The organism is Apilactobacillus timberlakei, assembly GCF_002993965.1.
Lineage (GTDB): Bacteria > Bacillota > Bacilli > Lactobacillales > Lactobacillaceae > Apilactobacillus > Apilactobacillus timberlakei.
The window spans coordinates 213,672-239,129 of sequence record NZ_POST01000001.1; the positions used below are offsets into that span (position 1 = coordinate 213,672).

28 protein-coding genes are annotated in these 25,458 nt (G+C 31.3%); 4 read left to right on the plus strand and 24 right to left on the minus strand.

The features are described from left to right. Positions 1-8: 8 nt before the first annotated feature. The 19 genes from C7N71_RS01125 to C7N71_RS01215 all read right to left on the minus strand — a co-directional run bounded on the left by C7N71_RS01125 (position 9) and on the right by C7N71_RS01215 (position 15,742). On the minus strand, positions 9-626 hold the full coding sequence (locus tag C7N71_RS01125; RefSeq protein ID WP_105987350.1) for a TetR/AcrR family transcriptional regulator: 618 nt from the start codon (positions 624-626) through the stop codon (positions 9-11). 84 nt (positions 627-710) lie between these two features. Further along, positions 711-1,616, minus strand: a complete 906-nt coding sequence (locus C7N71_RS01130; RefSeq protein ID WP_225361853.1) for a DMT family transporter — start codon at positions 1,614-1,616, stop codon at positions 711-713. 100 nt (positions 1,617-1,716) lie between these two features. After that, positions 1,717-2,628, minus strand: a complete 912-nt coding sequence (locus C7N71_RS01135; protein ID WP_105987352.1) for an aldo/keto reductase — start codon at positions 2,626-2,628, stop codon at positions 1,717-1,719. An 89-nt stretch (positions 2,629-2,717) separates the two neighbouring features. After that, on the minus strand, positions 2,718-3,707 hold the full coding sequence (galE, locus tag C7N71_RS01140) for a UDP-glucose 4-epimerase GalE (RefSeq protein WP_105987353.1): 990 nt from the start codon (positions 3,705-3,707) through the stop codon (positions 2,718-2,720). Between the two features lie 109 nt (positions 3,708-3,816). Next, the gene (gene fabF / locus C7N71_RS01145) at positions 3,817-5,055 is read right to left on the minus strand and encodes a beta-ketoacyl-ACP synthase II (protein WP_105963899.1); all 1,239 of its coding nucleotides are present in this window, start codon (positions 5,053-5,055) and stop codon (positions 3,817-3,819) included. A gap of 12 nt (positions 5,056-5,067) precedes the next feature. Continuing rightward, on the minus strand, positions 5,068-5,511 hold the full coding sequence (gene fabZ / locus C7N71_RS01150; protein ID WP_105956512.1) for a 3-hydroxyacyl-ACP dehydratase FabZ: 444 nt from the start codon (positions 5,509-5,511) through the stop codon (positions 5,068-5,070). Positions 5,512-5,708: 197 nt separating this feature from the next. Further along, a complete protein-coding gene (locus C7N71_RS01155; RefSeq protein WP_157944327.1) occupies positions 5,709-6,296 on the minus strand; it encodes a 4'-phosphopantetheinyl transferase family protein in 588 nt (195 codons plus the stop codon). Then, the gene (gene fabI, locus C7N71_RS01160; RefSeq protein WP_105963901.1) at positions 6,289-7,050 is read right to left on the minus strand and encodes an enoyl-ACP reductase FabI; all 762 of its coding nucleotides are present in this window, start codon (positions 7,048-7,050) and stop codon (positions 6,289-6,291) included. Before fabI ends, C7N71_RS01155 begins: the two co-directional genes overlap by 8 nt. 45 nt (positions 7,051-7,095) lie before the next feature. Then, on the minus strand, positions 7,096-7,863 hold the full coding sequence (gene accA / locus C7N71_RS01165) for a carboxyltransferase subunit alpha (RefSeq protein ID WP_105987355.1): 768 nt from the start codon (positions 7,861-7,863) through the stop codon (positions 7,096-7,098). A 10-nt stretch (positions 7,864-7,873) separates the two neighbouring features. Then, positions 7,874-8,680 carry an acetyl-CoA carboxylase carboxyltransferase subunit beta gene (locus C7N71_RS01170; RefSeq protein WP_105987356.1) on the minus strand — a complete coding sequence of 269 codons (807 nt, stop codon included), beginning with the start codon at positions 8,678-8,680 and terminating at the stop codon, positions 7,874-7,876. Further along, entirely contained in the window at positions 8,667-10,040 is a 1,374-nt protein-coding gene (locus C7N71_RS01175; protein WP_105987357.1) for an acetyl-CoA carboxylase biotin carboxylase subunit, read from the minus strand. Before C7N71_RS01175 ends, C7N71_RS01170 begins: the two co-directional genes overlap by 14 nt. Positions 10,041-10,062: 22 nt before the next feature. Next, positions 10,063-10,431: a 3-hydroxyacyl-ACP dehydratase FabZ family protein gene (locus C7N71_RS01180; protein ID WP_404799017.1), complete on the minus strand. Its 369-nt coding sequence runs from the start codon at positions 10,429-10,431 to the stop codon at positions 10,063-10,065. A 50-nt stretch (positions 10,432-10,481) separates the two neighbouring features. Further along, positions 10,482-10,928, minus strand: a complete 447-nt coding sequence (locus C7N71_RS01185) for an acetyl-CoA carboxylase biotin carboxyl carrier protein (RefSeq protein ID WP_105987359.1) — start codon at positions 10,926-10,928, stop codon at positions 10,482-10,484. A 46-nt stretch (positions 10,929-10,974) separates the two neighbouring features. Beyond that, positions 10,975-11,715 carry a 3-oxoacyl-ACP reductase FabG gene (fabG, locus tag C7N71_RS01190; RefSeq protein WP_105987360.1) on the minus strand — a complete coding sequence of 247 codons (741 nt, stop codon included), beginning with the start codon at positions 11,713-11,715 and terminating at the stop codon, positions 10,975-10,977. 2 nt (positions 11,716-11,717) lie between these two features. Then, positions 11,718-12,617, minus strand: coding sequence for an ACP S-malonyltransferase (gene fabD, locus C7N71_RS01195; protein WP_105987361.1), 900 nt, complete (start codon positions 12,615-12,617; stop codon positions 11,718-11,720). A 31-nt stretch (positions 12,618-12,648) separates the two neighbouring features. After that, positions 12,649-12,894 (minus strand): acyl carrier protein, encoded by a 246-nt coding sequence (locus C7N71_RS01200; protein WP_105956522.1) that lies wholly within the window; start codon positions 12,892-12,894, stop codon positions 12,649-12,651. Positions 12,895-12,925: 31 nt separating this feature from the next. Continuing rightward, complete coding sequence (locus C7N71_RS01205) at positions 12,926-13,897, minus strand: beta-ketoacyl-ACP synthase III (RefSeq protein WP_105987362.1); 972 nt, start codon at positions 13,895-13,897, stop codon at positions 12,926-12,928. A 225-nt stretch (positions 13,898-14,122) separates the two neighbouring features. Further along, positions 14,123-14,992, minus strand: coding sequence for a GRP family sugar transporter (locus C7N71_RS01210; RefSeq protein WP_157944328.1), 870 nt, complete (start codon positions 14,990-14,992; stop codon positions 14,123-14,125). A gap of 93 nt (positions 14,993-15,085) precedes the next feature. After that, a complete protein-coding gene (locus C7N71_RS01215; RefSeq protein WP_105987364.1) occupies positions 15,086-15,742 on the minus strand; it encodes an NAD(P)H-dependent oxidoreductase in 657 nt (218 codons plus the stop codon). Positions 15,743-15,899: 157 nt separating this feature from the next. Between C7N71_RS01215 and C7N71_RS01220 the strand changes: the two genes are divergently transcribed. The 3 genes from C7N71_RS01220 (at position 15,900) to C7N71_RS01230 (ending at position 19,727) form a co-directional block, all read left to right on the plus strand. Further along, the gene (locus C7N71_RS01220; RefSeq protein ID WP_105987365.1) at positions 15,900-17,636 is read left to right on the plus strand and encodes a phospho-sugar mutase; all 1,737 of its coding nucleotides are present in this window, start codon (positions 15,900-15,902) and stop codon (positions 17,634-17,636) included. 83 nt (positions 17,637-17,719) lie between these two features. After that, positions 17,720-18,514: a methylenetetrahydrofolate reductase gene (locus C7N71_RS01225; RefSeq protein WP_105987366.1), complete on the plus strand. Its 795-nt coding sequence runs from the start codon at positions 17,720-17,722 to the stop codon at positions 18,512-18,514. Continuing rightward, on the plus strand, positions 18,507-19,727 hold the full coding sequence (locus C7N71_RS01230) for a DUF2075 domain-containing protein (protein ID WP_105987367.1): 1,221 nt from the start codon (positions 18,507-18,509) through the stop codon (positions 19,725-19,727). Before C7N71_RS01225 ends, C7N71_RS01230 begins: the two co-directional genes overlap by 8 nt. 13 nt (positions 19,728-19,740) lie before the next feature. Here the strand turns inward: C7N71_RS01230 and C7N71_RS08000 are convergent, their stop codons facing one another. Continuing rightward, positions 19,741-19,908 carry a hypothetical protein gene (locus tag C7N71_RS08000; protein ID WP_157944329.1) on the minus strand — a complete coding sequence of 56 codons (168 nt, stop codon included), beginning with the start codon at positions 19,906-19,908 and terminating at the stop codon, positions 19,741-19,743. Between the two features lie 56 nt (positions 19,909-19,964). On the opposite strand from C7N71_RS08000, the gene C7N71_RS01235 reads away from it, so the two are divergent. After that, the gene (locus C7N71_RS01235; protein ID WP_105987368.1) at positions 19,965-21,203 is read left to right on the plus strand and encodes a pectate lyase family protein; all 1,239 of its coding nucleotides are present in this window, start codon (positions 19,965-19,967) and stop codon (positions 21,201-21,203) included. 53 nt (positions 21,204-21,256) lie between these two features. Here C7N71_RS01235 and C7N71_RS01240 read toward each other — a convergent pair whose 3' ends face one another. The 4 genes from C7N71_RS01240 to C7N71_RS01255 form a co-directional block, all read right to left on the minus strand. After that, entirely contained in the window at positions 21,257-22,309 is a 1,053-nt protein-coding gene (locus tag C7N71_RS01240; protein ID WP_167387708.1) for a C39 family peptidase, read from the minus strand. Positions 22,310-22,477: 168 nt separating this feature from the next. Then, positions 22,478-24,103 (minus strand): ABC-F family ATP-binding cassette domain-containing protein, encoded by a 1,626-nt coding sequence (locus C7N71_RS01245; protein WP_105987370.1) that lies wholly within the window; start codon positions 24,101-24,103, stop codon positions 22,478-22,480. Positions 24,104-24,236: 133 nt separating this feature from the next. Then, positions 24,237-24,890 carry an SDR family oxidoreductase gene (locus C7N71_RS01250; RefSeq protein WP_105987371.1) on the minus strand — a complete coding sequence of 218 codons (654 nt, stop codon included), beginning with the start codon at positions 24,888-24,890 and terminating at the stop codon, positions 24,237-24,239. Between the two features lie 151 nt (positions 24,891-25,041). Beyond that, positions 25,042-25,392, minus strand: coding sequence for an iron-sulfur cluster biosynthesis family protein (locus tag C7N71_RS01255; RefSeq protein WP_105987372.1), 351 nt, complete (start codon positions 25,390-25,392; stop codon positions 25,042-25,044). Positions 25,393-25,458 lie beyond the last annotated feature (66 nt).

Below are 25,458 nucleotides of genomic sequence, written 5' to 3' on the forward strand. Positions count from 1 at the left end.
TCTACCTCCTATTTCTTATTGACTTTGATTAAATCATTCGGTGCAATATATTGTGAAGCAATAATAATTTTAGCTAAATTATTAGGACTTTCTGGATTATCCTTGCTAATCCAATAAACTACAATGTTCATTAAGTGATTTAACATAATTTCTTTAACATAATCTTTTGGAATTTCATCAGTAAGTGTAACTTTTCCATCAAATTGTGCAAAAGAATCATCTGTTACATCACTAAATATTCTTTTTATTCGACCAAACAAGTAAGGATCACCATTTTCACTTAATAGAGCCGATAATAATTTTGAATTGTCATAAAAATAATTTAAAGTCTTAATAACAATATCAGATGGAGTACTAATACTTTCATCTGATTGAGTGAAACTTTTTAATTCTTCTGGCATTAAATTATTTAAAACATCTTTAATATCACTAAGTAATTTATCCTCAATTTTATTAAGCAAATCAAATTTATCTAAATAATGAATATAAAAAGTTCCTCTACCAATTCTAGCTTCTCTAGTTAAATCAGTCACATTAATATTATTAAACCCTTTATCATTAATTAATTTAACTAATGCATGTATAATTACAGATTTAGTATGAACAGTACGTTTATCTCGCCTCAAACAATCACACCTCCTAACTTAGGATAAATTTATAATACAAAGACAATTATAATAAAAATACACAATAAGTCAACACGGTGTTCATTATTTTTTAGAACCTAATGCTAATATAAATACCGTACTTAATATTAATATTCCACCAATAACTTCGTACCCATTAAATGATGTATTTAAAAATATAATTGCTCCTAAAGTAGCAGATAATGGTTCAAAAGTATCTAACATTCCTGCAACTGTAGGTGAAATAAATTTTAGACTATTAATGAAACAAAGAAATGACGCCATGGTACCAAAAAATACAATAAATAAAACTCCAAGAATTGTACCTAAAGTAAATTTAGGTACTTCTACCCAGAATGGATGAATAATGGTAAATAGTATTCCTCCTACTAACATTGCCCACCCGACAACCATTAAAGAACTGAATTTTTTTAATAAATTAACTGGTAACATCGTTTGGATGGCACCGGCTAAAGCTAATAATAATCCAGTCGTTAAGGCTGGTGTAGATATCGATAGTTGTGTTAAATTACCTCTTGTCACTAATAACCAAGTTCCAACTAAGGCTACAATGACGGCAATAAATTCAAATTTGTTAGGTAATTTATGGTAAAAAATAGCAGTAAAGATGACAATTAATACAGTACCTAAACTTTGTAAGATTGTAGCGGTTCCAGCATTACTTAAATTTACCGTTACTAAATATAAATACTGCACAGCAGCTAATCCAAAAACAGCATACATAATAAATACGAATATATTTTTAGGCTTTTTCCATAATTGCATTAGATGTTCTTTTCGATAAAATTTGGAAAACATTAAAATAAAGATTCCTGAAATGCCCATCTTAATTCCCATTAACCATTCAGGTGATAAATGATTATCTTGAAATAAAAATTGTGACACTGGGCCTTGAATTCCCCATAATAAAGCTCCAATAATCGCCAAAATAGATCCTAAAAGGTGATTTCTAGTTTTATTATTATCCAATATGTAAACTCCTAACTCTAAATTTAAATACATTTATAATTATAAAGCAAAAATAAAAGTGTTGTAACACAAATTACAACACTTTTATCAAAGCTATATATTAGTCTTTGTAGTTTTTAGGAGAGTCATCCCACTTATCAACAGCATCAACAACTTGTCCTTCTGGATTATGCCAGCCAAAGTCGTCATACCATAAACTACGTTTTGCCTTATCAATAGCATCAATCGTCTTAATATCATCGTCAGATAATTTGAAATCAAAGATGTCTGAGTTTTGAATAATTCTCTTTTCATGTGATGACTTAGGAATTGTCACAATTCCTTTTTGCCAATCCCAACGAATAATTACTTGAGCAACAGACTTACTGTATTTATCGGCAATTTTCTTAATTTCAGGATTTGATAGTGCTTCACCACCACCAAGTGGAGACCAGGCTTCAAGTTGAATACCTGCATGGTTGTTGAACTCAACAATTCCCTTTTCTTGGTTAATTGGGTTAAATTCCATTTGGTTAACAGCAGGAACAATATTAGTATTGTCTAACAAGTTTTGTAATCTTTCATTATCAAAGTTAGAAACACCAATTGCTCTTACCTTACCATCATGATATAACTTTTCCATTGCACGCCAAGTATCAATATACTTACCATCTACAGGCCAGTGGATTAAGTATAAATCAATGTAAGTTAAATCTAAACGTTCTAGAGTACCATTTACAGCATCTAAAGTACTTTGGTAACCTTGGTCACCATTAAATAACTTAGTAGTAATAAATAAATCTTTACGATTCATACCAGTAGCAGCAAGGCCTTCTTTGATTCCTTCACCAACACCAGCTTCATTACCATATTGTTTTGCAGTATCAATTAAGTGGTACCCTTTAATGATACCTTCTTTAACTGATTCTTTAGCACTTGTATTATCTGTTTTCCAAACACCAAGTCCTAAACGTGGCATTTTAACACCATTATTTAGGGTTGTTGTTTCTTCGAGTCCTTCTAATCTGTTCATAAAATTCAACCTCCCTATTAATCATCCAATAATATGATAAAGGTAATTTTTTCTTATTGCAATCATCTTGAATGCATTATAATCAAATCTTAATTTTCATAACCATTGGGATGAGTTTGTTCCCATTTCCATGCACTAGCAATGATGTCTTTAACATTATCATGTTTAGGTGTCCATCCCAAAACATCCCTAGCTTTAGTTGAATCAGCAACTAATGTACTAGGATCACCTGCTCTTCTGGGTGCATCTTCAGCAGGAATTTCTTTACCGGTAACAGTACGGGCAGTTTCAAGTATCTGGCGATTAGAAAATCCAGTAGATGATCCAAGATTAAATACTTGTGAATCGCCACCATTTAATAGACGTTGCATTGCTAAAATATGTGCATCTGCTAAGTCTAAAACATGCACATAATCGCGGACATTAGTTCCATCCTTGGTAGGATAATCATTCCCAAAGATTTGTAATTTACTTCTTACTCCTTGTGCTACTTGCAAAATAATTGGAATTAAATGTGTTTCTGGATGATGATCTTCGCCAATTGATCCATCCATTTTGGCACCACCGACATTAAAGTAACGTAATGCAGTAAATTTAATATCATGAGCAACATCAGCCCAATGCATCATCTTTTCCATCATTAATTTACTTTCTCCATAGGGATTAGTAGGTTCCTTAGCATCGATTTCTTTAATTGGAATTTGTTCAGGTTCTCCATAAACTGCCGCTGTTGATGAAAAGACAATATTTTTAACGTTATGTTGGTTCATAACTTCAAGTAAATTAATCATGCCATAAACATTGTTATCAAAATATTTCATTGGTTTTTCCATTGATTCTGGCACAATTGAATTAGCAGCAAAATGAATTACTCCATCAATGGATTCTTTTTCAAAAACATCATTTAAAAATTCTTTCTCGCGAATATCACCATTATAAAAGCGAGCTTTTTTATTAACACTTGATCTATGTCCAGTTGCCAAATTATCAACAACCACCACATCGAAATTATTTTCAATTAATCTATCAACTGTATGCGAGCCAATATATCCAGCTCCACCAGGTACCAAAATTGCCATTTTATATCTCCTAATAAATAAGTTTAAATTCTAATGTCATTATATATCAGAAACTTAAAACAAAATAAAAAACTCCTAAATTAATAGGAGTTTTTTATTTTAATTGGTTTTAGTCATCTTCATATTTCTTAAATGCAAGCACTGCATTATGACCACCAAAACCAAATGAATTACTAATTTCGTAATTAACTGGAGCTTTCTTGTTGTCTTCATTTACTAAGTCAACTTCAACTTCAGGATCTTTATTCTTTAGACCAACATTAACTGGCATTTGTTGACGTTGTAGTGCACCAACCATAATAACAGCTTCAAGTGAACCAGCAGCACCTAGGGCATGACCAGTCATTCCCTTAGTACTACTTACCTTGATGTGATCGTTATCAGAGAATACAGATGAAATAGCTTTAGATTCAGCAGAATCATTAGCATGAGTACTTGTACCGTGAGCATTTACGTAATCAACGTCTTTAGTTGAAATTCCAGCATCTTCAAGCGCTAATTTCATTGCATCCATAGCACCTGAACCGTCAGGTCTAGGAGCAGTTAAATGATAAGCATCACTATTGGTACCATAACCAACAATTTCACCTAAAATATTAGCGCCACGAGCTTTAGCATGTTCTAAATCTTCTAATACTAAAGTACCAGCACCTTCACCCATAACGAAACCGTTTCTATCTTTATCAAATGGCATTGAACCGTCTTCTACATTTTCAGCAGTAGATAATGCAGATAATGCAGCGAAACCTGAAATACCAAGTTCGTTAACTGATGCTTCAGAACCACCAGTAATCATCATCTTAGCCTTWCCATATTGGATACGTTCAAATGCATCACCGATAGCATTAGTACCAGAAGCACAAGCAGTAACAATAGCTTGACTAGTGTTTCTGGCATCTAAATTAATAGAAATGTTACCAGCAGCCATATTAATGATTGAATTAGGAACAAAGAATGGTGAAACACGACCTGGTCCCTTTTTACTCATCTTAATAGCTTGTTGTTGAATAGTGGTTAAACCACCAATTCCTGAACCATAGATAACACCCAGTTCTTTAGGATCATATTCACCCTTTTTCAAACCAGCTTGTTCCATGGCTTCCATTGCTGAATATACAGCGTAGCGTGAAAAGTCATCCATACGTTTGGATACTTTTTTGTCTAAACGTTGCAATGGATCAAAATCTTTAACTTCAGCAGCTAAAGTTACACCAGTGTTGGATGAATCAAAATGAGTGATTGGTGCAATTCCAGTTTTGGATGCAAAAACGCTGTCTAAGAAACTTTTTGCATCATTACCCATTGGACTTACAGCACCAATACCAGTAATAACTACACGATGTTGCATAAGAATTCCCTCCTATTTACGCTTTTCATTTGGAACGATGAAAGTTAATTCTGCTTGGCAAGCCTTTTTGTCGCCAACATATGCAGTACAGTCAACCATTCCCATATTGCTCTTTTGTTTACCCATAGTAACTTCAAAGCGAATAACATCACCGGGACGAACAATTTTTCTAAATTTAGCTTTCTTAATTTCACCTAAGTAAGCAGTTTTGTCTTTGTATTTTTCACTCTTTAGAATCAAAATTGATGCAACTTGTGCCATTGATTCAATAATTAAAACACCAGGCATAACTGGATTACCAGGAAAATGACCTTGGAAATAATTTTCATTAATTGTTACGTTTTTAGTAGCAACAATTTTTTCACCAGGAACTAATTCATCAACTTTATCAATGTATAAAATTGGAAATCTGTTAGGAATTAGATCCATAATTTCAGTTGTATTTAAAACACTCACAATAAGTTCTCCTTAATAATTATTTTATATCTTGTAAAATAATTAACTTAATTTCTAAAATTTAATAACAATAACTAGTTTAACAATGAATAAACATTTTTAAAAGAATGATAAAACGTTTTATTTAACAATGCCCAATAATATAATTAAAAAATAATAGCACTTGTGTGACAAAGTTAAACAACTATATCAAATTTTTATTTAAAAGTAGCTAAAGTTCCTAAATAATCTGATTCTAAATCAATATTAGTTAATTTAAATTGTTGCCCTAATCGATCAGCAGAAGCTTTGAATTCAGTCTCAATATTCACACTTTTAGCTTTACCAGAAAGGCCAGTTCCAAGTAACTTTAGTATGGCTTCTTTAATTGTCCATAACTTCAAAGTTTCATTACCCTCGTCTTCCTTAGGTAGTGAACTTAAATGTTTAAGTTCACTATCATTGAAAGCACGAGTAATCCTACGGTAAGAAAATGGACGAATTTTTTCTATATCGACACCAATATTTTCGTCACTAATAACTAAAATAACCAAATTATAAGAATTAGAAATATTAAAATAGAAATCGTTAGATTTTAAATATGGTTTACCATGTTTACCGTAATTAAAAAAATCTCCATTAATTAATTCTTCAATACTAATATTCATATAATCAGCTAAAAGACAATTACCAACAATTGATTGTCTTTTATGATACTTAGTAAAATCTACATCAACTTTTTTAAAGATATCTTGATACTTAGGATTATCAATCGTATCTGTAAATATTTGAATATTATTAGGCAAGTAAATGAACACCCTTATCAGCATAAATCAAGTCACCAGTAACACCTGTTGATAAATCACTCATTAAGAATGTAGCAACGTTACCAACTTGTACGGTGTTAACTGATTCGCCATCAACAGTTCTAGCTTCTGATTCTCTTAATAAATCACCGTGGTTCTTAATACCAGTAACAGCAAGGGTCTTAAGAGCACCAGCTGAAATAGCATTTACACGAATCTTCTTTGGTCCTAAATCAGTAGCAATGTATCTAACATTTGCTTCTAGTGCTGCTTTAGCAACTCCCATCATATTATATGAAGGAATAGCACGAGTTGATCCCATGTAAGTTAGAGTAGCAATACTACCAGATGGGTTCATAATTCTGCTTGCATAACGTGATACTGAAATAAATGAATATGCACTAACATCTTGTGCTAAATTGTAACCATCTTTTTCAACATCAATTACGCCACCTTCAAGAGTTTTCTTGTCAGCATATGCAATTGCATGAATTACACCATCAATATTGCCAAATTTTTCATGAATTTCATCAAAAGTTTTTTCAACATTTTCATCTTCTGAAACATCACATTGAATCATTGTAGTGCCTTCAGGAACAATTTTATCTAATTGACGCTTTAGACGATCATTTTGATAAGTCAAAATAACTTCAGCACCATTATCCATCAATGATTGGGCACAACCCCAAGCAATACTACGCTTGTTAGCAACACCCATAATAACAATTTTCTTTCCATCTAATAAGTTTGACATTAGATTTGTCCTCCTAAATATTCAAATCAATTTTTAAAAATTACATTAGTTGAATTTACGGTAACGTGCATGACGTTTTTCCAACAATTCTTCTTTAGGTAATTTCTTAAGTTCATTTATTTTATCAATTAATGCATTCTTAAAGTTTTGCATTGATTCACTATCTTTTACTTCAGGTACAATTTTATCAATAATTTTATTTGATAATAAATCCTTTGGAGTTAATTGCATTTGTTCAGCAGCATCAGCTGCTTTACTAGAATCTTTCCATAAAATGGTAGCATAACCTTCTGGTGAAAGAATTGAATAAACACTGTTTTCAAACGCCCAAACAGTATCTCCAACAGCTAGTGCTAAAGCACCACCACTGCCACCTTCACCAACAATTACACTAATGTAAGGAACTGAAAGTTTTAGGCCTTGGATAATTGATTGAGCAATCATATATCCTTGACCCTTATATTCAGCATCTACCCCTGGGTAAGCACCAGGAGTATTAATTAAATTAATGATTGGGCGATTAAATTTTTCAGCCTGCTTCATTAAACGTAAAGATTTACGATATCCATCAGGTTCAGCTGATCCAAAATGTCTTTCGATATTTTCATCAGTATTGTTACCTTTTTGAATACTAGTAATTGTAACTGGTTCGCCACCAATAGTTCCAATTCCAGCATAAACTGCGGAATCATCACCATAAGCACGATCACCATGTAGTTCCATAAAATCTTCAGTAATCCCAGCAACCAAGTTTTGGATACTAATTTTATCAGCACTTCTAGCTGCAAGAACACGATCATATGCTTTTGTCATAATATCCTCCTTAATTCCAGGCCAATAATTTGGCTAATACTGATTTCATATTAGAACGTTTTACAATCGCATCTAAGAAACCGTTTCTTAATAAAGTTTCCGCTCTTTGGAAATCTTTTGGTGGACGTTGTTGAATGGTTTTTTCAATTACACGACGTCCAGCAAAACCAATCAATGTGTGAGGTTCTGAAAGGTTAATGTCACCTTCCATTGCATAACTAGCAGTCACTCCACCAGTTGTTGGATCGGTTAACACTGATATGTATAACAATCCTTTTGCTGAATGGTCAGAAACTGCTTGAGAAACTTTAGCCATCTGCATTAATGAATGGATACCTTCTTGCATTCTAGCTCCACCAGAACAAGAAAATACTACTACTGGTAAACATTTTTTAGTACATTCTTCAAATAAACGTGCCAATTTTTCACCAGTTGCAGTTCCTAAGCTCCCCATGATAAAGCGCCAGTCCATCACACCTAGTCCAAATTCTTGATTACCAATTTTAGCAATTCCAGTTTGAACACTTTCATTTAAATCAGTAATTTTTTTGGATTTTTCTAGTTTTCCAGCGTATTTTTCATCACTTAAAAATCTATTAGGTGCAACAACATCTTCATTAATTGGAGTAAATTCATCACAAGTTAACTTAATGCGTTCATCTGCACCAAGTCTAAAACCAAATCCACAATTAGGACATACTTTATAAGCACCTAATTTTTTATTGTAAAAATTATCCTTACATATTGGACATTTTACAAATAAATTATCTGGAATTTGATCCATTAATTCTTGTAAGTCTTCTTTATTTTTTGACATTTTTTAACCACTCTTTCAAGAATGATTTTTCAATATACAAATTATTAAAATCTGAGTCATTGAAATGCTTATCTAGTAATAAATCATTTAAGAATTGACGGTTTGTACTTACCCCATCAATTGAAAACTCATTAATTACTCGTCTCATTTTTACAACTGCTTCTTTTTTATTAGGCATATGTACAATGATTTTAGCAATCATTGAATCATAGAAAGGCGAAATAGTATCTCCAGATTCAACTCCTGAATCAATACGAACACCCTTAGTCCCAAATGGAAAATTAACTCGTTTTAATTTACCTGGTGATGGCATAAAACCATTTTCAGGCTTTTCGGCATTAATTCGACATTCAATTGCATAACTATCAACGTTAATATCTTTTTGAGTAAATGGTAGTTGTTCACCTGCTGCAACTAAAATTTGATCCTTAATTAATTGCACACCGGAAACTTCTTCTGTAACAGTATGTTCAACTTGTAAACGAGTATTCATTTCCATGAAATAAAACTTATTTGTTTTTTCATCAAGTAAAAACTCAAAAGTTCCAGTATTTTCGTAACCAATTTCTTTAGTAGCTTTAGCAACTAAACTACCTAAATAATCACGTTGATCTTGAGAAACTTCCATACATGGGGTTTCTTCAATTATTTTTTGATGTTCTCTTTGTAAAGAACAATCACGTTCAGGGAAATAAACAACATTGCCAAATTGATCAGCAATTACTTGCATTTCAATATGTTTAGCATTGCTTAAATCTTTTTCCATATATAATGAATCATCATTATAAGAAATTTTTGCTTCACGTTTAGTAGTAGTGAAAATTTCTTTTAATTGTTCTAGGTCATCACACTCGCGAATTCCCTTTCCACCACCACCAGCAGCTGCCTTTAGCATTACTGGATATCCAATTTCATCTGCTAATTTTAGGGCCTCATCAAGAGTGTCAATTGACCCATCACTACCAGGAATAGTAGGAACTCCACTATTCTTCATGGCATCCTTTGCATGTGCTTTATTTCCCATTAAATCAATAACTTTTGAGCTAGGTCCAATAAATTTAATTGAACATTTTTCACACAATTCAGCAAATTCAGCATTTTCAGATAAGAATCCATATCCAGGATGAATAGCATCACTTTTAGTTAAAATAGCAGCATCAATAATTGCAGGTATATTTAAATATGATTCATTGGGTTGTGGTCCTCCAATACATATAGCTTCATCAGCTAACTTAACAAACATGCTATCCTTATCAGCAGTTGAATAAACAGCAACAGCTTTAATATTCATTTCATGAAGTGATCTTATAATTTGCACCGCGATTTCACCACGGTTGGCAATTAAAACTTTTTTAAACATTTCAGTCATCCTTTATGAAATTCTATTCCATTGCAAAAATTAAAGTACCTTCACAAATAACTTCACCATCTCTAATGATGGTTCCATGGCCTTCACCAATATTACGTTTTAATTTAGTCATTTCAACGTTTAGTTCTAATTGATCACCAGGACGAAAACTATCTTTGTAAGATGCCTCTTTAATCCCACCAAAGAAAACATTTTTGCCCTTATATTCAGGCATTGATAACAATGCACAAACACCAGTTTGAGCAAGCATTTCCATAGCAATAGGTCTAGGCATCCCTAGACTATTGGATGGTTGATTTTGAAAGAACCATTCATTAATGTTTAATAATTTTAGCGCTTTCGCACTTTCACCTGGTTTTACATCAATAATTTTATCAATCATTTGAAAAGGAAAACGTTGAGGAATGAAATCATGCACATTATAATCCAAGATTAATCCTCCTCAACTTCAAAAATTGGTTGATCATATTCAACCATATCTCCATCATTAGCTACTTGTTTAGTAATAGTTCCAGAAATAGGACTCTTAACTTCATTAATAACTTTCATTGCTTCAATCACACAAACAGTTTCGCCCTTTTTAACATGATCCCCAACATTTTTATATACTGGTTTTTCAGGACTTGGCGCAAAATAAACAATTCCTACTAATGGAGCTTTAATTTTAGTAGAATCATTTTGAGAGGCTTTACTTTTAGAAGCATTCTCATTTGTAACTGAAACCGTATTAGATGATGTAGTAGGAGCCATATTTTGTACTGGAGCATGTTCTAATTTACTGAAATAAATATCAGTACCATCATCACCAGTAACTTTAAATTCTTTCATACTGGATTTATCAAACTTGTCCATTAAATTTTCAATATCTTTTTCGTCCATCGTTAAATTTCTCCTGTTAATTAAGAATATTCTTACTGAAATTGAACTACATTGTTAATCCACCATCTACAGTGATTACTTGACCGTTAATATATTCATTATCAATTAGGAATTCAACAACTTGAGCAACTTCATCAGGATTACCAAAACGTCTTGCTGGAATTTGTTCTTCCCAAGCTTTAATATTCTTTTCACTCAATTTATCAGTCATAGCTGTCTTAATCATCCCTGGGGCAACTGCATTACAACGAATTCCGCGAAGCGATCCTTCCTGTGCAGTGGTCTTAGTTAATCCAACAAGACCAGCCTTAGTTGATGAATAGTTGGCTTGACCTAAATTACCATGAAGACCTGCAATACTAGACATATTAATAATACTACCCTTACGAGCCCTTTGCATTTTTTTCATTGCAAATTTAGTCATGTTGAAAGCACCAAATAAATTAGTATTTAAAACTTGCTTAAATGAGTAAGCTTTCATTCTAGTTAATAAAGTATCTTGAGTAATTCCAGCATTATTGACTAAAACATCAATTTTGCCATACTCATCAATAATACTATCAATCATAGCTTTAGCATCTTCTTCAGATGCAACATCACCAGTTAAAACTTCAATTTCATTATCAAAGTTATCTTGTAATGCTTTATTTTCATCATCACTTAATTCACGGTGAGAGTTAACAATAACAATATTATTTTTATCTTTGGATAAACGAATAGCATCAGCTAATCCTAATCCTTTAGTTGCACCAGTGATTAAAATAACTCTTTTTTCAGTTTTTTCCATGATTATTCTCCTAACTTATCTAATAAGTCATTTAAGGTATCAACACTTTCTACATTATAAGTGTCAGCTTTCAATGTCTTTTTAGCAAGTTTACTTAGCGTATTACCAGGACCAATTTCAATAAATGCATCGATATTTTTATCTTCAATCGATGCAACATCTTGCATAAAATGAGTTGGATTAATTAATTGGTTGGTCAATGTTTCCTTGATTGTATCAGTTTTAAATGGTTTAACAGTGGTATTACTAATTACGTCAAATTCTGGTTCATCAAATTCAACTGATTCTAAACGCTTAGCTAATTGATCAGAAGCTGGTTGCATTAAAGGAGTATGAGAAGCAACGGATACCTTTAGTGGAATAACACGTTTAGCTCCCTTTTCCTTTAATTCAGTCATTGCTTTTTGAACGCCTTCCTTAGTTCCACCAATTACAGTTTGTTTTTTAGCATTGTAGTTAGCAGGATAAACGTCATCAATTTGGTCACAAACATTTTTAACAAAATCAGGACTAACACCTAATACAGCTGCCATAGAACCTGGATTTTGCTTCCCAGCTGCATCCATGTAACGTGAGCGATCATGTACTAGTTTTAGTCCTGATTGAAAAGATAGTGCTTTAGCAGCAACTAAAGCACTATACTCACCTAAACTCAATCCCATCATCGCAACAGGTTTGTCCAATTTGTCAGCTAAAATACGATAAATTGCTACACTCATCGTTAAAATGGAAATTTGAGTATTATTAGGATTATCAAAAATGTCTGGATCTGCTAAGTTTAAATCTAATGTTTTAGAAGCCTCGTCAATTGTTTCTTTATAAATAGAATTACTTTTATATAAGTCCTGTCCCATTTCTTTAAATTGACTACCTTGGCCACTAAATAAATAACAAATATTCAAACTTAAACACTCCTAAATTAATATAAAAATATTATTTGTCTTCAACTTGTTTTGCAACATAATCAACTAATTGTTGAACAGTTGTAATGTCATTATCAGTATCAATTTCGATATCATATTCATCTTCTAGAGCATCAATAATTTCGAATAAATCTAAACTATCTAAGTCTAGTTCATCTTGGAATTTAGTTTCCATTTTAATATCATCAGCATTAACATCTGATTGATCTACAACGATTTCTTTTACTTTGTCAAAAATTGCGTTCTTATCTGCCATAATACATACACTCCATATATAAAATAATTTTTTAGTATCTTAAAATCATTGTTCCGGTGGTTAATCCACCACCAAAACCCGATAGGACAATAATATCCCCTTTAGCTATTAAACCATTTTCCATCATTTCTGACAACAATATTGGTTCACTAGCAGCCGCTGTGTTCCCATAACGATCGATGTTAATTGGAAATTTTTGATCGTCTACTTTCATTTTACGAGCAACGTTCCTAACTATTCGAGCATTAGCTTGGTGCAAAATAAAATATTTAACATCATTCGCATCAAGGTTTGCTTCACTTAGTGCTTCTTTAATTGAATTTGGCACGTTCTTAGTAGCAAAATTAAAAACTTCACGACCATCCATATGAAAGTATTGATCAGTTCGATCAGCTACTTTCCCAAAATGTTCATCACCAATCATATGACCAGCTAATAGTGCTTTTCCTTGATCACCATAAGTTTTCAAGTTAGAAGCTAAGACTTCTCCACTACCTTGGTTTGAGACTAACATCCCACCAGCACCATCACCGAATAACACAGCAGTTGTTCGGTCATGCCAATTAATTAACTTACTTAATTGTTCACCACCAATAACAATTCCTAATGAATTAGGTTTGCCGTTTAATAATGATTGCATGGTATAAGATCCGTAAACAAAACCAGAGCATGCAGCATTAATATCAAAAGCAATTGCTTTATTTGCTCCAATAATACCTTGCACAGCTGCTGCCGTTGATGGCGTTTGATAATCAGAAGACATTGTACCAACGATGATAAAATCAATTTGTGAAGCATCAACATTGGCTTTATCTAATAATTTAGATGCAACCTCAGCACATAAAGAAGTAGTAGTCTCACTAATAGCTACTCGACGTTCTTTGATTCCTGTTCTTCTGCTAATCCATTCATCAGAAGTGTCCATAATCTCAGCCAAGTCATCATTAGTAACTATCTTTTCAGGAACAGCTTTGGCAGTTGCTTTAATTGAAAAACTGCTCATGATATCTCCTCTAAATAAAATCAATATTTAATAATTTATTTTTAATATCACTCACTAAGTTTTAAATAATTTGAAACTTTTTTCAACTGATATTTATCTTAGATTGTTAATTAAAAATAAAAAATCATTTGTATCCTTGATACAACAATGATTATATCATATAGATTTCCTAATTTTTAATAAGTTACTATTTTTTTAATTTGTAACGTAATTTATTATATAAAATTAGATTGTTTGAATCAAAATTCCACCTAAAATAATTATTAAAAGTCCCAATAAAGTAAAGAATATATTTCTCTTTCCCTTAACTTCATGAAATAATATCATGCCACCTAATGTAGCAACTACAACATCCATCTGAGTTAAGGTAAAACCAGTTGCCACACCATTTAATTTAATGGAAACCAAATAAGCAAAGGCAGCAATTCCAAAGATAAATCCTAATAATATATTTTCAAAACTAAATTTACTAAATAATGGTTTTTGCATTCGATACTCGGTAATAAACGAAGAAAAAATAATGGCTGCAATCACCATTCCAATTGCTTGTGGAAAAATAGCATCTGAACCACTAACATTAGCTAAACGTGGAAAAGCAGAATATCCAATATAACCAAAAGTACCTATAAATAATATCCAAAATCCATATTTATAACGATGATTAGATTCGGGTACATCTTGTTTACCATTTTTAGTGATTAAAATTATTCCAATAATAATTACTAACAGTGCAAAAAAGCCCTTATATTTATCCATTGCTGTAGGCCATTCTTGAAATAAAATAACCGCAGTAATTGGATTTCCAATTAATTGCATTGCCGTGGATAAAGGTGTTCCTAATGCAATTCCCATCGATTTAAATGCTTGATACTGAGTCATTTGACCAAAAGTCCAGCACATCCCAGAAACAAGACATAATATAAATGGTCGCATCGAAATTTCTGGACGATAAATTAAGTAAACAATTAATGAAACAATAAAAGCACCATAAACCGTTCCACATAATTGGTTGATAGTAGAGCCTCTGGCTTTTAGTAAAATAATTGGCTGAATTCCCCATAACAAAGCTGGAATTAGCCCAATTAAAATATTCAATCCTAAACACTCCAATATTATTTAATATATTACTTCTACTTTATCACACAAAAATAGCCCATAGTTATTAACTACGGGCTATTTTAAAATGAATTACTTAATTACCTTATAGATTTCATCCATTGGCTGACGTTTTTTGGGTGTAATGTCTTGATCACGATAACCAAATCCAGCCATTACTGAAACTCCCCATTCTTTAAGATCAATGGCATCATATTTTTCTAATACTTTTTCAACATTTTCACGATTGAATCCTTCAATTGGGCAACTATCAATATCTAAAGTAGCAGCCGCATCCATCATATTAGCTAATGGAATGTAGGTTTGCCTTGCAGACCATTCAAACAATGTCCGTTCATCATTTAATTTAAAATCATTATCTTGAAAATCTTGTAACTTAGCAACGAAAGCTGAGTTAGGATCAAATGCATGATTTTGCACATCTTCACTGATATGTTGAACGTATTTAGATGTTGGCGTGACATTCTTCTTTGCTAAAATAATAACAAATTTATCAGCACCATCTAAACTATTTTGTGCTCCCCAAGCATAATCGTAAATATCTTTTTTTAGATCATTATTTTCAATAAGCAAAAATTTCCATGGAGCAAAGCCCATTGAACTTGGTGATAAACGAGCTACTTCCATAATTGTTTGCCAATCTTTATCCGATATTTTCTTATCAGGATTGAATTTCTTGGTTGCATATCTTCTATTAGCAACCTTAATTAATTCTTCATTCTTATTCATTAATTAAATTCACCTTTCTTTTAATTACTAATTGTAAGTAGAATACCACCTAAGAAATGATATCGCAAAGAATGTGACTTAATATAAATTGACTAAAATAAAGCCATTAACTATACTAATTTTAGTAACATAATTCAGTTTATTGGAGACATTTAATATGAATTACAAAGAAGATTATCAAAATTGGCTTGCTCAAAAGGAGCTTGCTGAATCAGTTAAATTAGATTTACAAAAAATGAAAAATAATGATGAAGAAATTGAAGATGCTTTTGGTACTCAAATGTCATTTGGAACTGCCGGTATGCGTGGACTAATGGGTGCTGGTATGAATAGAATGAATATTTATACTGTTAGACAAGCAACTGAAGGCCTTGCTTCATACATGGATACCTTAGATGATAAACAAAAACAACGTGGCGTTGCCATTAGTTTCGACTCTAGATATCATTCAAAAGAATTTGCTTATGAAACTGCTCGTGTACTAGGCGCTCATGGAATTAAATCTTTCGTTTTTGATGATATTCGTCCTACTCCAGAACTTTCTTTCACAATTCGTCATTTAAATACATTTGCTGGGGTAATGATTACAGCCAGCCATAATCCTATGCAATATAATGGTTATAAAATTTATGGCGAAGATGGTGGACAAATGCCACCAAAAGCTTCTGATATGATTACTACTTACGCTAGAAAGGCTTCCGATGTATTTACAATTAAAGTAGCAAATATTCGTGATTTAAGAAAACACCAATTACTTGATGTTATTGGTGAAGATGTTGATGAAGCATACTTAACCAATGCGCATAAAGTTAATGTTAACCATGAATTAATCCAAGAAGTTGGCAAAGATTTAAAATTTGTTTACACCCCACTTCATGGAACTGGAAAAGTATTATGTCGTCGTGCATTAGAAAATGCTGGATTTAAGAATTATTCAATTGTTCCAGAACAAACTATTTCTGATCCCGAATTTCCAACCGTTGATTTTCCTAATCCTGAATTTCCAGAAGCATTTAATTTATCAATTAAATTAGGCAAAAAAGTGGGTGCAGATGTTTTAATTGCAACTGACCCTGATGCTGATCGTTTAGGCGCTGCAGTTAGACAACCAGATAATTCATATAAATTAATGACTGGTAATCAAATTGCATCCGTACTATTAGATTATATTTTAAAAGCTAAGCAAGATAATCATGAATTACCAGCAGATGGAATTGTTGTTAAATCAATCGTTTCTACTGAATTAGCAACTAAGATTGCTAATAATTATAATATTGAAATGAAAAATGTATTAACTGGCTTTAAATACATTGCTGAACAAATTCATAACTTTGAACAAAATCATGACCACACTTTCCTATTTGGTTTTGAAGAAAGTTTTGGCTATTTAATTAAACCCTTTGTTCGTGATAAAGACGCTATTCAATCAACAATTTTATTAGCTGAAGTTGCTGCTTATTACAAACAACAAGGTAAAACATTGTATGATGGTCTTCAATCAATGTACGAAAAATATGGATACTTTAAAGAAAAAACAATTTCTAAAATGTTTGAAGGCATTGATGGAAAAGATAAAATGGCTAAAATTATGAACGAATTAAGATCTAATCCAATGGATTCCTTTAATAATAGTAAAGTAGTCGCACTAGAAGACTTTGCAACTGCTACTCAAACCAATCAAGATGGGTCAACTAAAAAAATTAATTTACCAAAATCAAATGTTTTAAAATATTGGCTTGAAGATGGAACTTGGATTGCTATTCGTCCATCAGGAACTGAACCTAAAGTTAAGTTCTATATTGGCACTGAAGATCAAACTCAAGCAAAAGCTAACCAACGACTAGATTCATATGTTAATGCAGTTAACCAGTTAATTGAAAAATTAACTAAATAAATTTTATATAGAGTAGTCAGAAATTCAATTTTTCGACTACTCTTTTATTTGTTAATAAATATGTAAATGAGGTAGTTTATCTTATGTCAAAACAAACTTTATCCGTTGAAATAGCACCTGACATGTTACAAATAAAATCCATACGATATTATTTAAATAAGTGGCACCCTGACTTTGTATCGATCAGTAATTTAAGTCGTTTTTCATTTGATAGTATTATGCAATGCGCAAATTATGTTAAAAAAGAAATAAATATTCCCGTAATTATACACATTACTGGCATTAATCGCGATAGAAATGAAATTGATAGATTATTAACTCACGTGCATAATAATAATATTCATAATTTATTATTATTACGTGGAGATAATCATGGTCATATTAAGAATGACTTTCCTTATGCAAGTGAATTAGTTAAGTATGTAAAAAGTAAAAATGATGAATTCAAAATAATGGGTGCCTGTTACCCTGAAGTGCATCCAGAAGCTCAATCTTTGGTTGAAGACATTCAGCACCTAAAAACAAAAGTCAATGCTGGATGCAATCAACTAATCAGCCAAATGTTTTTTGATAACCAAAAGTATTATCAATTTATAGATGAAACTAAAAAGCAGAATATTAATGTCCCAATATTGGCTGGAATAATGCCAGTTACTGAAATGAAAACTGTTAATTGGCTCAAAAAAATTAAAATGAACATACCACAATTTATTCAAAATAATAATGACTTAAAACAAGCTGGAATTAATTTTACAATTGAACAAATTAATGATTTATATAAAAATAATGTTGATGGCATCCACTTGTACACTATGAACAACTGGTCAGCTACAGATGAAATTATTAAAAATATTAAAAGAAGTGAATTAAATGAGTGAATTAAACGCAGCTAATGAAAAATTATCACCTAAACATCAATTAACAAAAGAACAGTCTAAGCTAATAAACAAAATAGAAACATTCACTAAGAACCATATTAATGATAAAAAGCATGCTATTTTTACAATTTATGGTGATGCTGGAACTGGTAAATCAGTTATTTTAAGTAAATTATTTTATGATATTCAACAAATGAGTAAAGATAAGGATAGTAAGTTATATCATACTAATAACCATTTCCTAGTTAATCATCCCGAAATACTAAAAGTATATAAAAACATGGCTGGGGATGAAAAAAACGTATTAAAGAAGAACTTTAATCGCCCCACTTCATTTATTAATAAACTAGACAAAGAAAAAAGATCAGTTGACATTACTGTTATTGATGAAGCTCATTTATTGCTATCTAGAGGCGATCATTACAATAATTTTTATCAAGAAAACCAATTAAATGAAGTTATTAAACGTTCAAAGGTAACAATTTTAGTATTTGATCATCGCCAAGTATTAAGGACAAAATCATTCTGGAACTTAGATCGATTGCATAAAGTCATTGACCCATATACAAATGGTGAATATCATTTAACTCATCAATTTAGAATGACCGCTAGTGATGAATTGGTTAATTGGATCAATCATTTTACTGATGGTAAATTAGAAGAGATTCCCAAAAATGCTGACGAAAAATATGATTTTAGGATTTTTGATAATGCAGAAAAAATGCGCCAAGCAATTATCAAAAGAAATAATCAGGTTGGACTATCTAGGATTGTTTCGACATCTGGTTATCCCTCTACGCTTGATGGTGGCAAACACTATGTTGTTGAACCAGATTTTAAAATGCCATGGGATCAATATAACTACACGCAAACTCCATGGGCTGAAATTCCAGAAACTATCAATGAAGTAGGATCAATGTTCACATGTCAGGGATTTGATTTAAACTATGTCGGTGTAATTTTAGGACCCCCTATTTATTTGGATAAAAATAATATTCAAGTTAATTTCAATAATTTTACTGATGTTGAATCCTTGAAGAAACGTAAAGACATAAGTGATCCAACTGAATTTAATAAGATTAAAGCACAATTAGTCCTTAATTCAGTTAATGTTTTAATGAAACGTGGAGTTAAAGGCCTCTACATTTTTGCACATGATGATAATTTAAGAAATGCATTGATAAAACTTTATAAAAAAATAAAAAGAGCATAAAATTATATGCTCTCTAAATTCTATTCACATGTAGTGCAACCATAGACAATAATGCAATTAATAAGATGGCTAACATAACTAAAATATAAGTTTTTCTAGTCATCCTATCCCTAAATTTTTTCAATACAAACATAGTTACTATTAAAATTAGTAAAATAATAATGGTAATTATTTCGGGCATATAAAACACTCCTTGATTAAAATAATACCATAATAATTAGAAAGGATATATTAAATATGAAAAAAACTATCACATCAATATTAACTATTGCTTTACTTTCAATTTTATTTATTGAAGTTCAAAACACCCCAAAGATAAATGTCGCTAATGCCAGTAAAAAACAAAATATCATTGGATTTGGTAACAACACGACTGGTGGCAATACTAACAAACATAAAAATATTTATGTAGTTAAGAATGATAAACAATTAAAAAGGGCATTAAAAGACAAAGTTGCCTCAAGGATCATTTATATTGAGGGCAAAATTGATATGAATGACGGCAAATCAATGTCTGATTATGCTAAAAATACAGGATATGAGTTTCAAAAATACATGTCAGATTACAATCCAAAAACATATGGTAAAAAAGAACCAACTGGTAAACAAGAAAATGCTAGAAATTTAGCTCAAAAGAATCAAGCTAAACAAATTGAACTAAAAATACCTGAAAACACATCAATTATTGGTAAAAAAGATGCTCAAATTAAAAACGCTAATTTAATTATCAAAAAAGATAATGTAATTGTTCAAAATGTTAAATTTACTACCCCTTTTGATTTATTCCCACAGTGGGATCCTAAAGATGGCAAAAGTGGTAATTGGAATTCTCAATATGATGCAATTTCAATAAAAAAAGCTAAAAACATTTGGATTGATCACAATTCATTTAGTGATGGTAATGGCTATCAATCAGATAATAATGCTAAGGAATATTTTAGTCGTCAATATCAACACCATGATGGCATGGTAGATATAACTGATGGAGCTAATAATATTTCTGTTAGTTACAACAAATTTGCTAATCATGATAAAACAATGTTAATTGGTAGTTCTGATAGCAAAAAATCAGATTCAAATAAATTAAATGTAACCATTTCACATAACTTTTTCTTAAACACTGTTCAAAGAAATCCTCGTGTCCGTTATGGTAAAGTTCAAGTCTTTAACAACTATTATCAAAACAATAGCGATAATGCTTATAAATTTAGTTATGCAATTGGTGCTGGATTTAAATCTAATATCATTGCACAAAATAATGTTGTCGAGGCCAAAAAGGCAAAAGGTAAAAAGTTTGTATCAGTCTTTAAAAATGCTCGTTTAACCAATCAAAATAATATATTTAATGGGCATAAAATTAATAATCATTTTGATGTAAAAAAGGCAACTTGGAAACCAGAATATAAATTCCATTTATTACCTACCAATAAAGTAAAAGCCAGTGTTCTAAATGATTCTGGAAATGTTTTAAATTAATAAAAAGAACCTTTCATAATTTAAAATGAAAGGTTCTTTTTTTGCTGAATTTTTTATTTAACTAAAACTGCTTTACGTCCTTCTTGATTATATAATTTCATAAATTGCTTTGTAGAAGTCCAGAAAACGGGTTTATTAGTAGTTCTATAAGTTGCCTTCCATGAAGAAGGATCAGCCATTTTAAAGTATCCACGTTTATAACCGACTACTACTAAAGTATGACCAGTTGCTTTTCTCATACGATATCCAGTTGCAGCAATTACTGGATTTCCATGTTGCACTTCATTAATAATTTTAGTCTTAGAAGCACCGGTTATATTATATACACCATTATAATATTTTCTACCAAATGGTGCTAATGCACTAGGATAAATGGTCCAATCTTGATTAGTATGATTTACAGCATATGGATTCCCAACAAATCCCTTATTATGATCATATTTTGCACGAGGCATTTTTTTCAAAAAGCCATTTAAACTAATATTTTCTCCAACACCCTTAGTGGATAAGGCCATCTTTAAAGCTGTTGCTTCACAACCATTAGGTGCATCAAATGGAAAATGTTGACTAGTATATGTAAATGGAATTTCATATACATTAGTCGTAGATAAATAAGTAGCATTAATCCAACCCTGATCTTGCCCACGATATTTAATTTGATAATAGGTTCTTTCTTTAGCTCTTGCGACATTCGTCAATTGAACTAATTGCCCTTTCAAGTTTAAAGTCTTTTTCACACGAGTACCACGATTATAAGGACCCACAAATGATTTGATTCCATTAACATTTACATTTCTAGCATTATAGTTAGCTGCTGAAGAATATGTAAAATTAACATGATCCACAAATTTATTTTTTTCAGCTTCTTTTCTAGCTGCTTCTTGTTTCTCAGCTTCTTGTTTAGCCTGAGCTTGTTTTTCGCCCTCTTGTTTTTCTTTTTGCTTATCAGCATCGTTATCATTATTTTGACTTTCATTACTGGTAGATTGAGCAGTAGCAATATTATTGCTATTAGTATCAGCATGTGCCAAAGAAGATTGACCACCTACAACAAATGCAGTAGCTAAAAATAATGCCAATGCAGATGATGACAATATCCTTTTCATATATTTCAACTCCATCCAATTATTATATAACTACAATATAGTACAAAAAGGAAGTAAATAATAATAATAACCATTTATGTAAATAAATTTTAACACTCAGGTAATATTATTGTTCTAATGGCAAAAAAAGACACAGTAAAGTCATATTTACTGTGTCCTTATTAATTTTTATTTGTATAGTTGTTCTACTTGCTTTTGAATATCGGAATTATCCATAAAATCATTATAACTAGTATCAGCTCTTTGGATCATACCTTTATCAGACACTTCAATAATATGATCAGCAATAGTTTGAATAAATTCACGGTCATGAGAAGTAAAGACAATCGAACCATCAAATGGAATTAAACTATCATTCAATGCAGTAATTGATTCCATGTCTAAGTGGTTAGTAGGATCATCCATAATTAAAACATTACCCTTTTGTAACATCATCTTGGATAACATACAACGTACTTTTTCTCCCCCTGATAATACTTTAATTTGCTTTTGAATATTATCACCAGAGAATAACATACGACCTAAGAAACTACGTAGGAATGGATCATCACTTTCTTCTTTTGAAGCAAATTGTCTTAACCAATCGATAATCGTTAATGAATCATCTTCGAAATCAGAATTAATATTTCTAGGCATGTAAGAACGACGAGTAGTTTGTCCCCAAACAACTTCACCTGTATCTGGTTCAATTTTACCAGCAATAATTTGCATTAAAGTAGTAGTAGCTAAATCATTACGACTAGTAATTGCAGTTTTTTCACCAGGACGAAGGGTAAATGTAATATTATCTAAAATCTTCTTACCATCAATGGTCTTAGATACATTATTAACACTTAATAAGTCGTTTCCTAAGTCACGTTCTTTTTCAAACTTAATAAATGGATATTTACGTGAAGATGGTTTGATATCATCTAAGGTAATTTTATCCAATTGCTTTTTACGTGAAGTCGCCTGCTTAGATTTAGAAGCATTAGCTGAGAAACGCGCAATAAATTCTTTTAATTCTTTAATTTGATCTTCTTTTTTAGCATTTTCATTTTGTTGCATTTTAGTAGCTAATTGACTAGATTTTAACCAAAAATCATAATTACCAACATATAATTGAATTTTTTGATAGTCAACGTCACACATCATAGTACATACTTGATTTAAGAAATATCTATCATGAGATACTACAATCGCAATGTTTTCATAATCAGCTAAAAAGTTTTGTAACCAATCAATAGTATGATTATCCAAACCATTAGTAGGTTCATCAAGTAATAAAATATCTGGATTACCAAATAAAGCTTGTGCAAGTAAGACTTTAACTTTTTGACCTTCTGTTAATTCACTCATCTTTTGATGATGTAATTCTTCAGGAATTCCAACACTTTGTAACAATTGGGATGCATCAGAATCAGCGTTCCAACCGTCCATTTCCGCAAATTCACCTTCTAATTCAGCAGCTTTAACACCATCTTCATCAGAAAAATCAGATTTTGCATACAAAGCATCTTTTTCTTTCATTATTCGATATAACTTTTCATAACCTTGAATTACAGTATCTAATACTTCATAATCTTCAAAACCATAATGGTCTTGACTTAAACTTGATAAACGTTCATTAGGTCCGATTGAGATATTACCACTAGTGGGCTCAATTTTTCCTTCTAGCATCTTCAAAAAGGTTGACTTACCGGCACCGTTGGCCCCAATAACTCCATAACAGTTACCAGGCGTGAACTTAAGATTAACATTTTCATATAATTTTTTACCTGAGAAATGTAATCCCATATCTGATACAGTTATCATTTCATACCTCCATCTAATTAAATAATAAAAAACGTCCTTAGTTCTAAATATAGAATCAAGGACGTTAATATTTTATTGATTCAATTTATAACTCTGATAACCTTATCACATGCTAATAAACAACACAAGTTTATTATTGTAGGACATCTGATATGTTCTTGTCACCAGAAGTGATTTCGTAAATATTATTTACAGTATCATCATTACCTAAGATTTCAACGACTGAGTTAGCCACATCAGCTCTTGGAATATCCATTTGAGAATCAGATTCACTTGTCAAAATAATTTTACCAGTTTCAGCGTTATTAGTTAATGCAGTTGGACGTAAAATAGTGTAGTCTAAGCCACTATTTTTCAAATATGCATCAGCATAATGTTTTGCAACATAGTAACCTGGTAATCCTGAATTAGGCCAGAAAGCACGATTATCAGCACCAACAGCACTGACCATTACATAACGTTTAATTCCAGCATCTTTAGCAGCAATCATAGTTTTAATGGCACCATCTAAATCAATGCTTAAGGTCATATCATCACCTGTAGCTCCACCTGATCCAGCAGAGAAAACAATTGCTTGCGCACCACTTCGTTTAAATGCTGTTGTCATGTTTTCAGGACTTGATGTTAAATCAAAAAGTGTTGGTTCAACATTTTCCATATCTTTATATTCATCAAATTGATTTTCATTTCTTACACCAGCCAAAGTAGCGTAACCTTGCTTGCCTAATTTTTCAACCATTTGTTTACCTACGTGCCCATGAGCACCTACAACGAATACTTTTTTCATTTTAAACTTCCTTTCTTAAAGTAAGTAGTAATATACTACCAGTCTATAAATCATATTGAAAATATTTTGTTCATAAAATTATAAAAACGTCTCTAAATTGATAGAGACGTTTTTATAAAATTGTTTTTTCGTTTAATTAAGTCGAGTATTTTTATTTAATTTTTCTTTCATCTGAAATTGGAACATTTTCATCAATAATTCCAGCATCGCCAGATAATTGTAAATTATTCATCTTAAGATCTAATTTCAAATTTTGATCCATATATGACTTGCTGTATCCCTTAATATAAATTGGTCCAAGATCTGAATCCATGCTTTCATCAAAATCATGATCATCTAAATCAGGGTCAACTGCAATGAAATCAAAAGATGTGTCAATTGCACAAGAACCAGCATCAGAATAATTTCCAACACCATCATCTAAACTTAAAAATAATTTTGCGTTACCAGAAATATTGTCTTGAATCTTTTTCTTTGCTGCATCTGTAATTGTTAATTTCATATCAATACCCCCTACAATTTATATCACAAATTACATTGTACACGTTATAAATCTTGTGTCAATGTT

What these genes read in the sequence shown, in the direction of transcription:
- C7N71_RS01235 (WP_105987368.1), top strand. Translation starts at nt 19,965, where the DNA reads ATGAAAAAAACTATCACATCAATATTAACTATTGCTTTACTTTCAATT.
- C7N71_RS01250 (WP_105987371.1), bottom strand. Translation starts at nt 24,890, where the DNA reads ATGAAAAAAGTATTCGTTGTAGGTGCTCATGGGCACGTAGGTAAACAA.
- accA (WP_105987355.1), bottom strand. Translation starts at nt 7,863, where the DNA reads ATGACAAAAGCATATGATCGTGTTCTTGCAGCTAGAAGTGCTGATAAA.
- C7N71_RS01135 (WP_105987352.1), bottom strand. Translation starts at nt 2,628, where the DNA reads ATGAACAGATTAGAAGGACTCGAAGAAACAACAACCCTAAATAATGGT.
- C7N71_RS01240 (WP_167387708.1), bottom strand. Translation starts at nt 22,309, where the DNA reads ATGAAAAGGATATTGTCATCATCTGCATTGGCATTATTTTTAGCTACT.
- C7N71_RS01215 (WP_105987364.1), bottom strand. Translation starts at nt 15,742, where the DNA reads ATGAATAAGAATGAAGAATTAATTAAGGTTGCTAATAGAAGATATGCA.
- C7N71_RS01180 (WP_404799017.1), bottom strand. Translation starts at nt 10,431, where the DNA reads ATGATTGATAAAATTATTGATGTAAAACCAGGTGAAAGTGCGAAAGCG.
- C7N71_RS01205 (WP_105987362.1), bottom strand. Translation starts at nt 13,897, where the DNA reads ATGAGCAGTTTTTCAATTAAAGCAACTGCCAAAGCTGTTCCTGAAAAG.
- C7N71_RS01200 (WP_105956522.1), bottom strand. Translation starts at nt 12,894, where the DNA reads ATGGCAGATAAGAACGCAATTTTTGACAAAGTAAAAGAAATCGTTGTA.
- C7N71_RS01175 (WP_105987357.1), bottom strand. Translation starts at nt 10,040, where the DNA reads ATGTTTAAAAAAGTTTTAATTGCCAACCGTGGTGAAATCGCGGTGCAA.
- galE (WP_105987353.1), bottom strand. Translation starts at nt 3,707, where the DNA reads ATGGCAATTTTGGTACCTGGTGGAGCTGGATATATTGGCTCGCATACA.
- C7N71_RS01255 (WP_105987372.1), bottom strand. Translation starts at nt 25,392, where the DNA reads ATGAAATTAACAATTACAGATGCAGCAAAGAAAAAGATTCAAGACAAT.
- C7N71_RS01225 (WP_105987366.1), top strand. Translation starts at nt 17,720, where the DNA reads ATGTCAAAACAAACTTTATCCGTTGAAATAGCACCTGACATGTTACAA.
- C7N71_RS01230 (WP_105987367.1), top strand. Translation starts at nt 18,507, where the DNA reads ATGAGTGAATTAAACGCAGCTAATGAAAAATTATCACCTAAACATCAA.
- fabG (WP_105987360.1), bottom strand. Translation starts at nt 11,715, where the DNA reads ATGGAAAAAACTGAAAAAAGAGTTATTTTAATCACTGGTGCAACTAAA.
- C7N71_RS01220 (WP_105987365.1), top strand. Translation starts at nt 15,900, where the DNA reads ATGAATTACAAAGAAGATTATCAAAATTGGCTTGCTCAAAAGGAGCTT.
- fabI (WP_105963901.1), bottom strand. Translation starts at nt 7,050, where the DNA reads ATGTCAAACTTATTAGATGGAAAGAAAATTGTTATTATGGGTGTTGCT.
- C7N71_RS01170 (WP_105987356.1), bottom strand. Translation starts at nt 8,680, where the DNA reads ATGTCAAAAAATAAAGAAGACTTACAAGAATTAATGGATCAAATTCCA.
- C7N71_RS01185 (WP_105987359.1), bottom strand. Translation starts at nt 10,928, where the DNA reads ATGGACGAAAAAGATATTGAAAATTTAATGGACAAGTTTGATAAATCC.
- C7N71_RS08000 (WP_157944329.1), bottom strand. Translation starts at nt 19,908, where the DNA reads ATGCCCGAAATAATTACCATTATTATTTTACTAATTTTAATAGTAACT.
- C7N71_RS01245 (WP_105987370.1), bottom strand. Translation starts at nt 24,103, where the DNA reads ATGATAACTGTATCAGATATGGGATTACATTTCTCAGGTAAAAAATTA.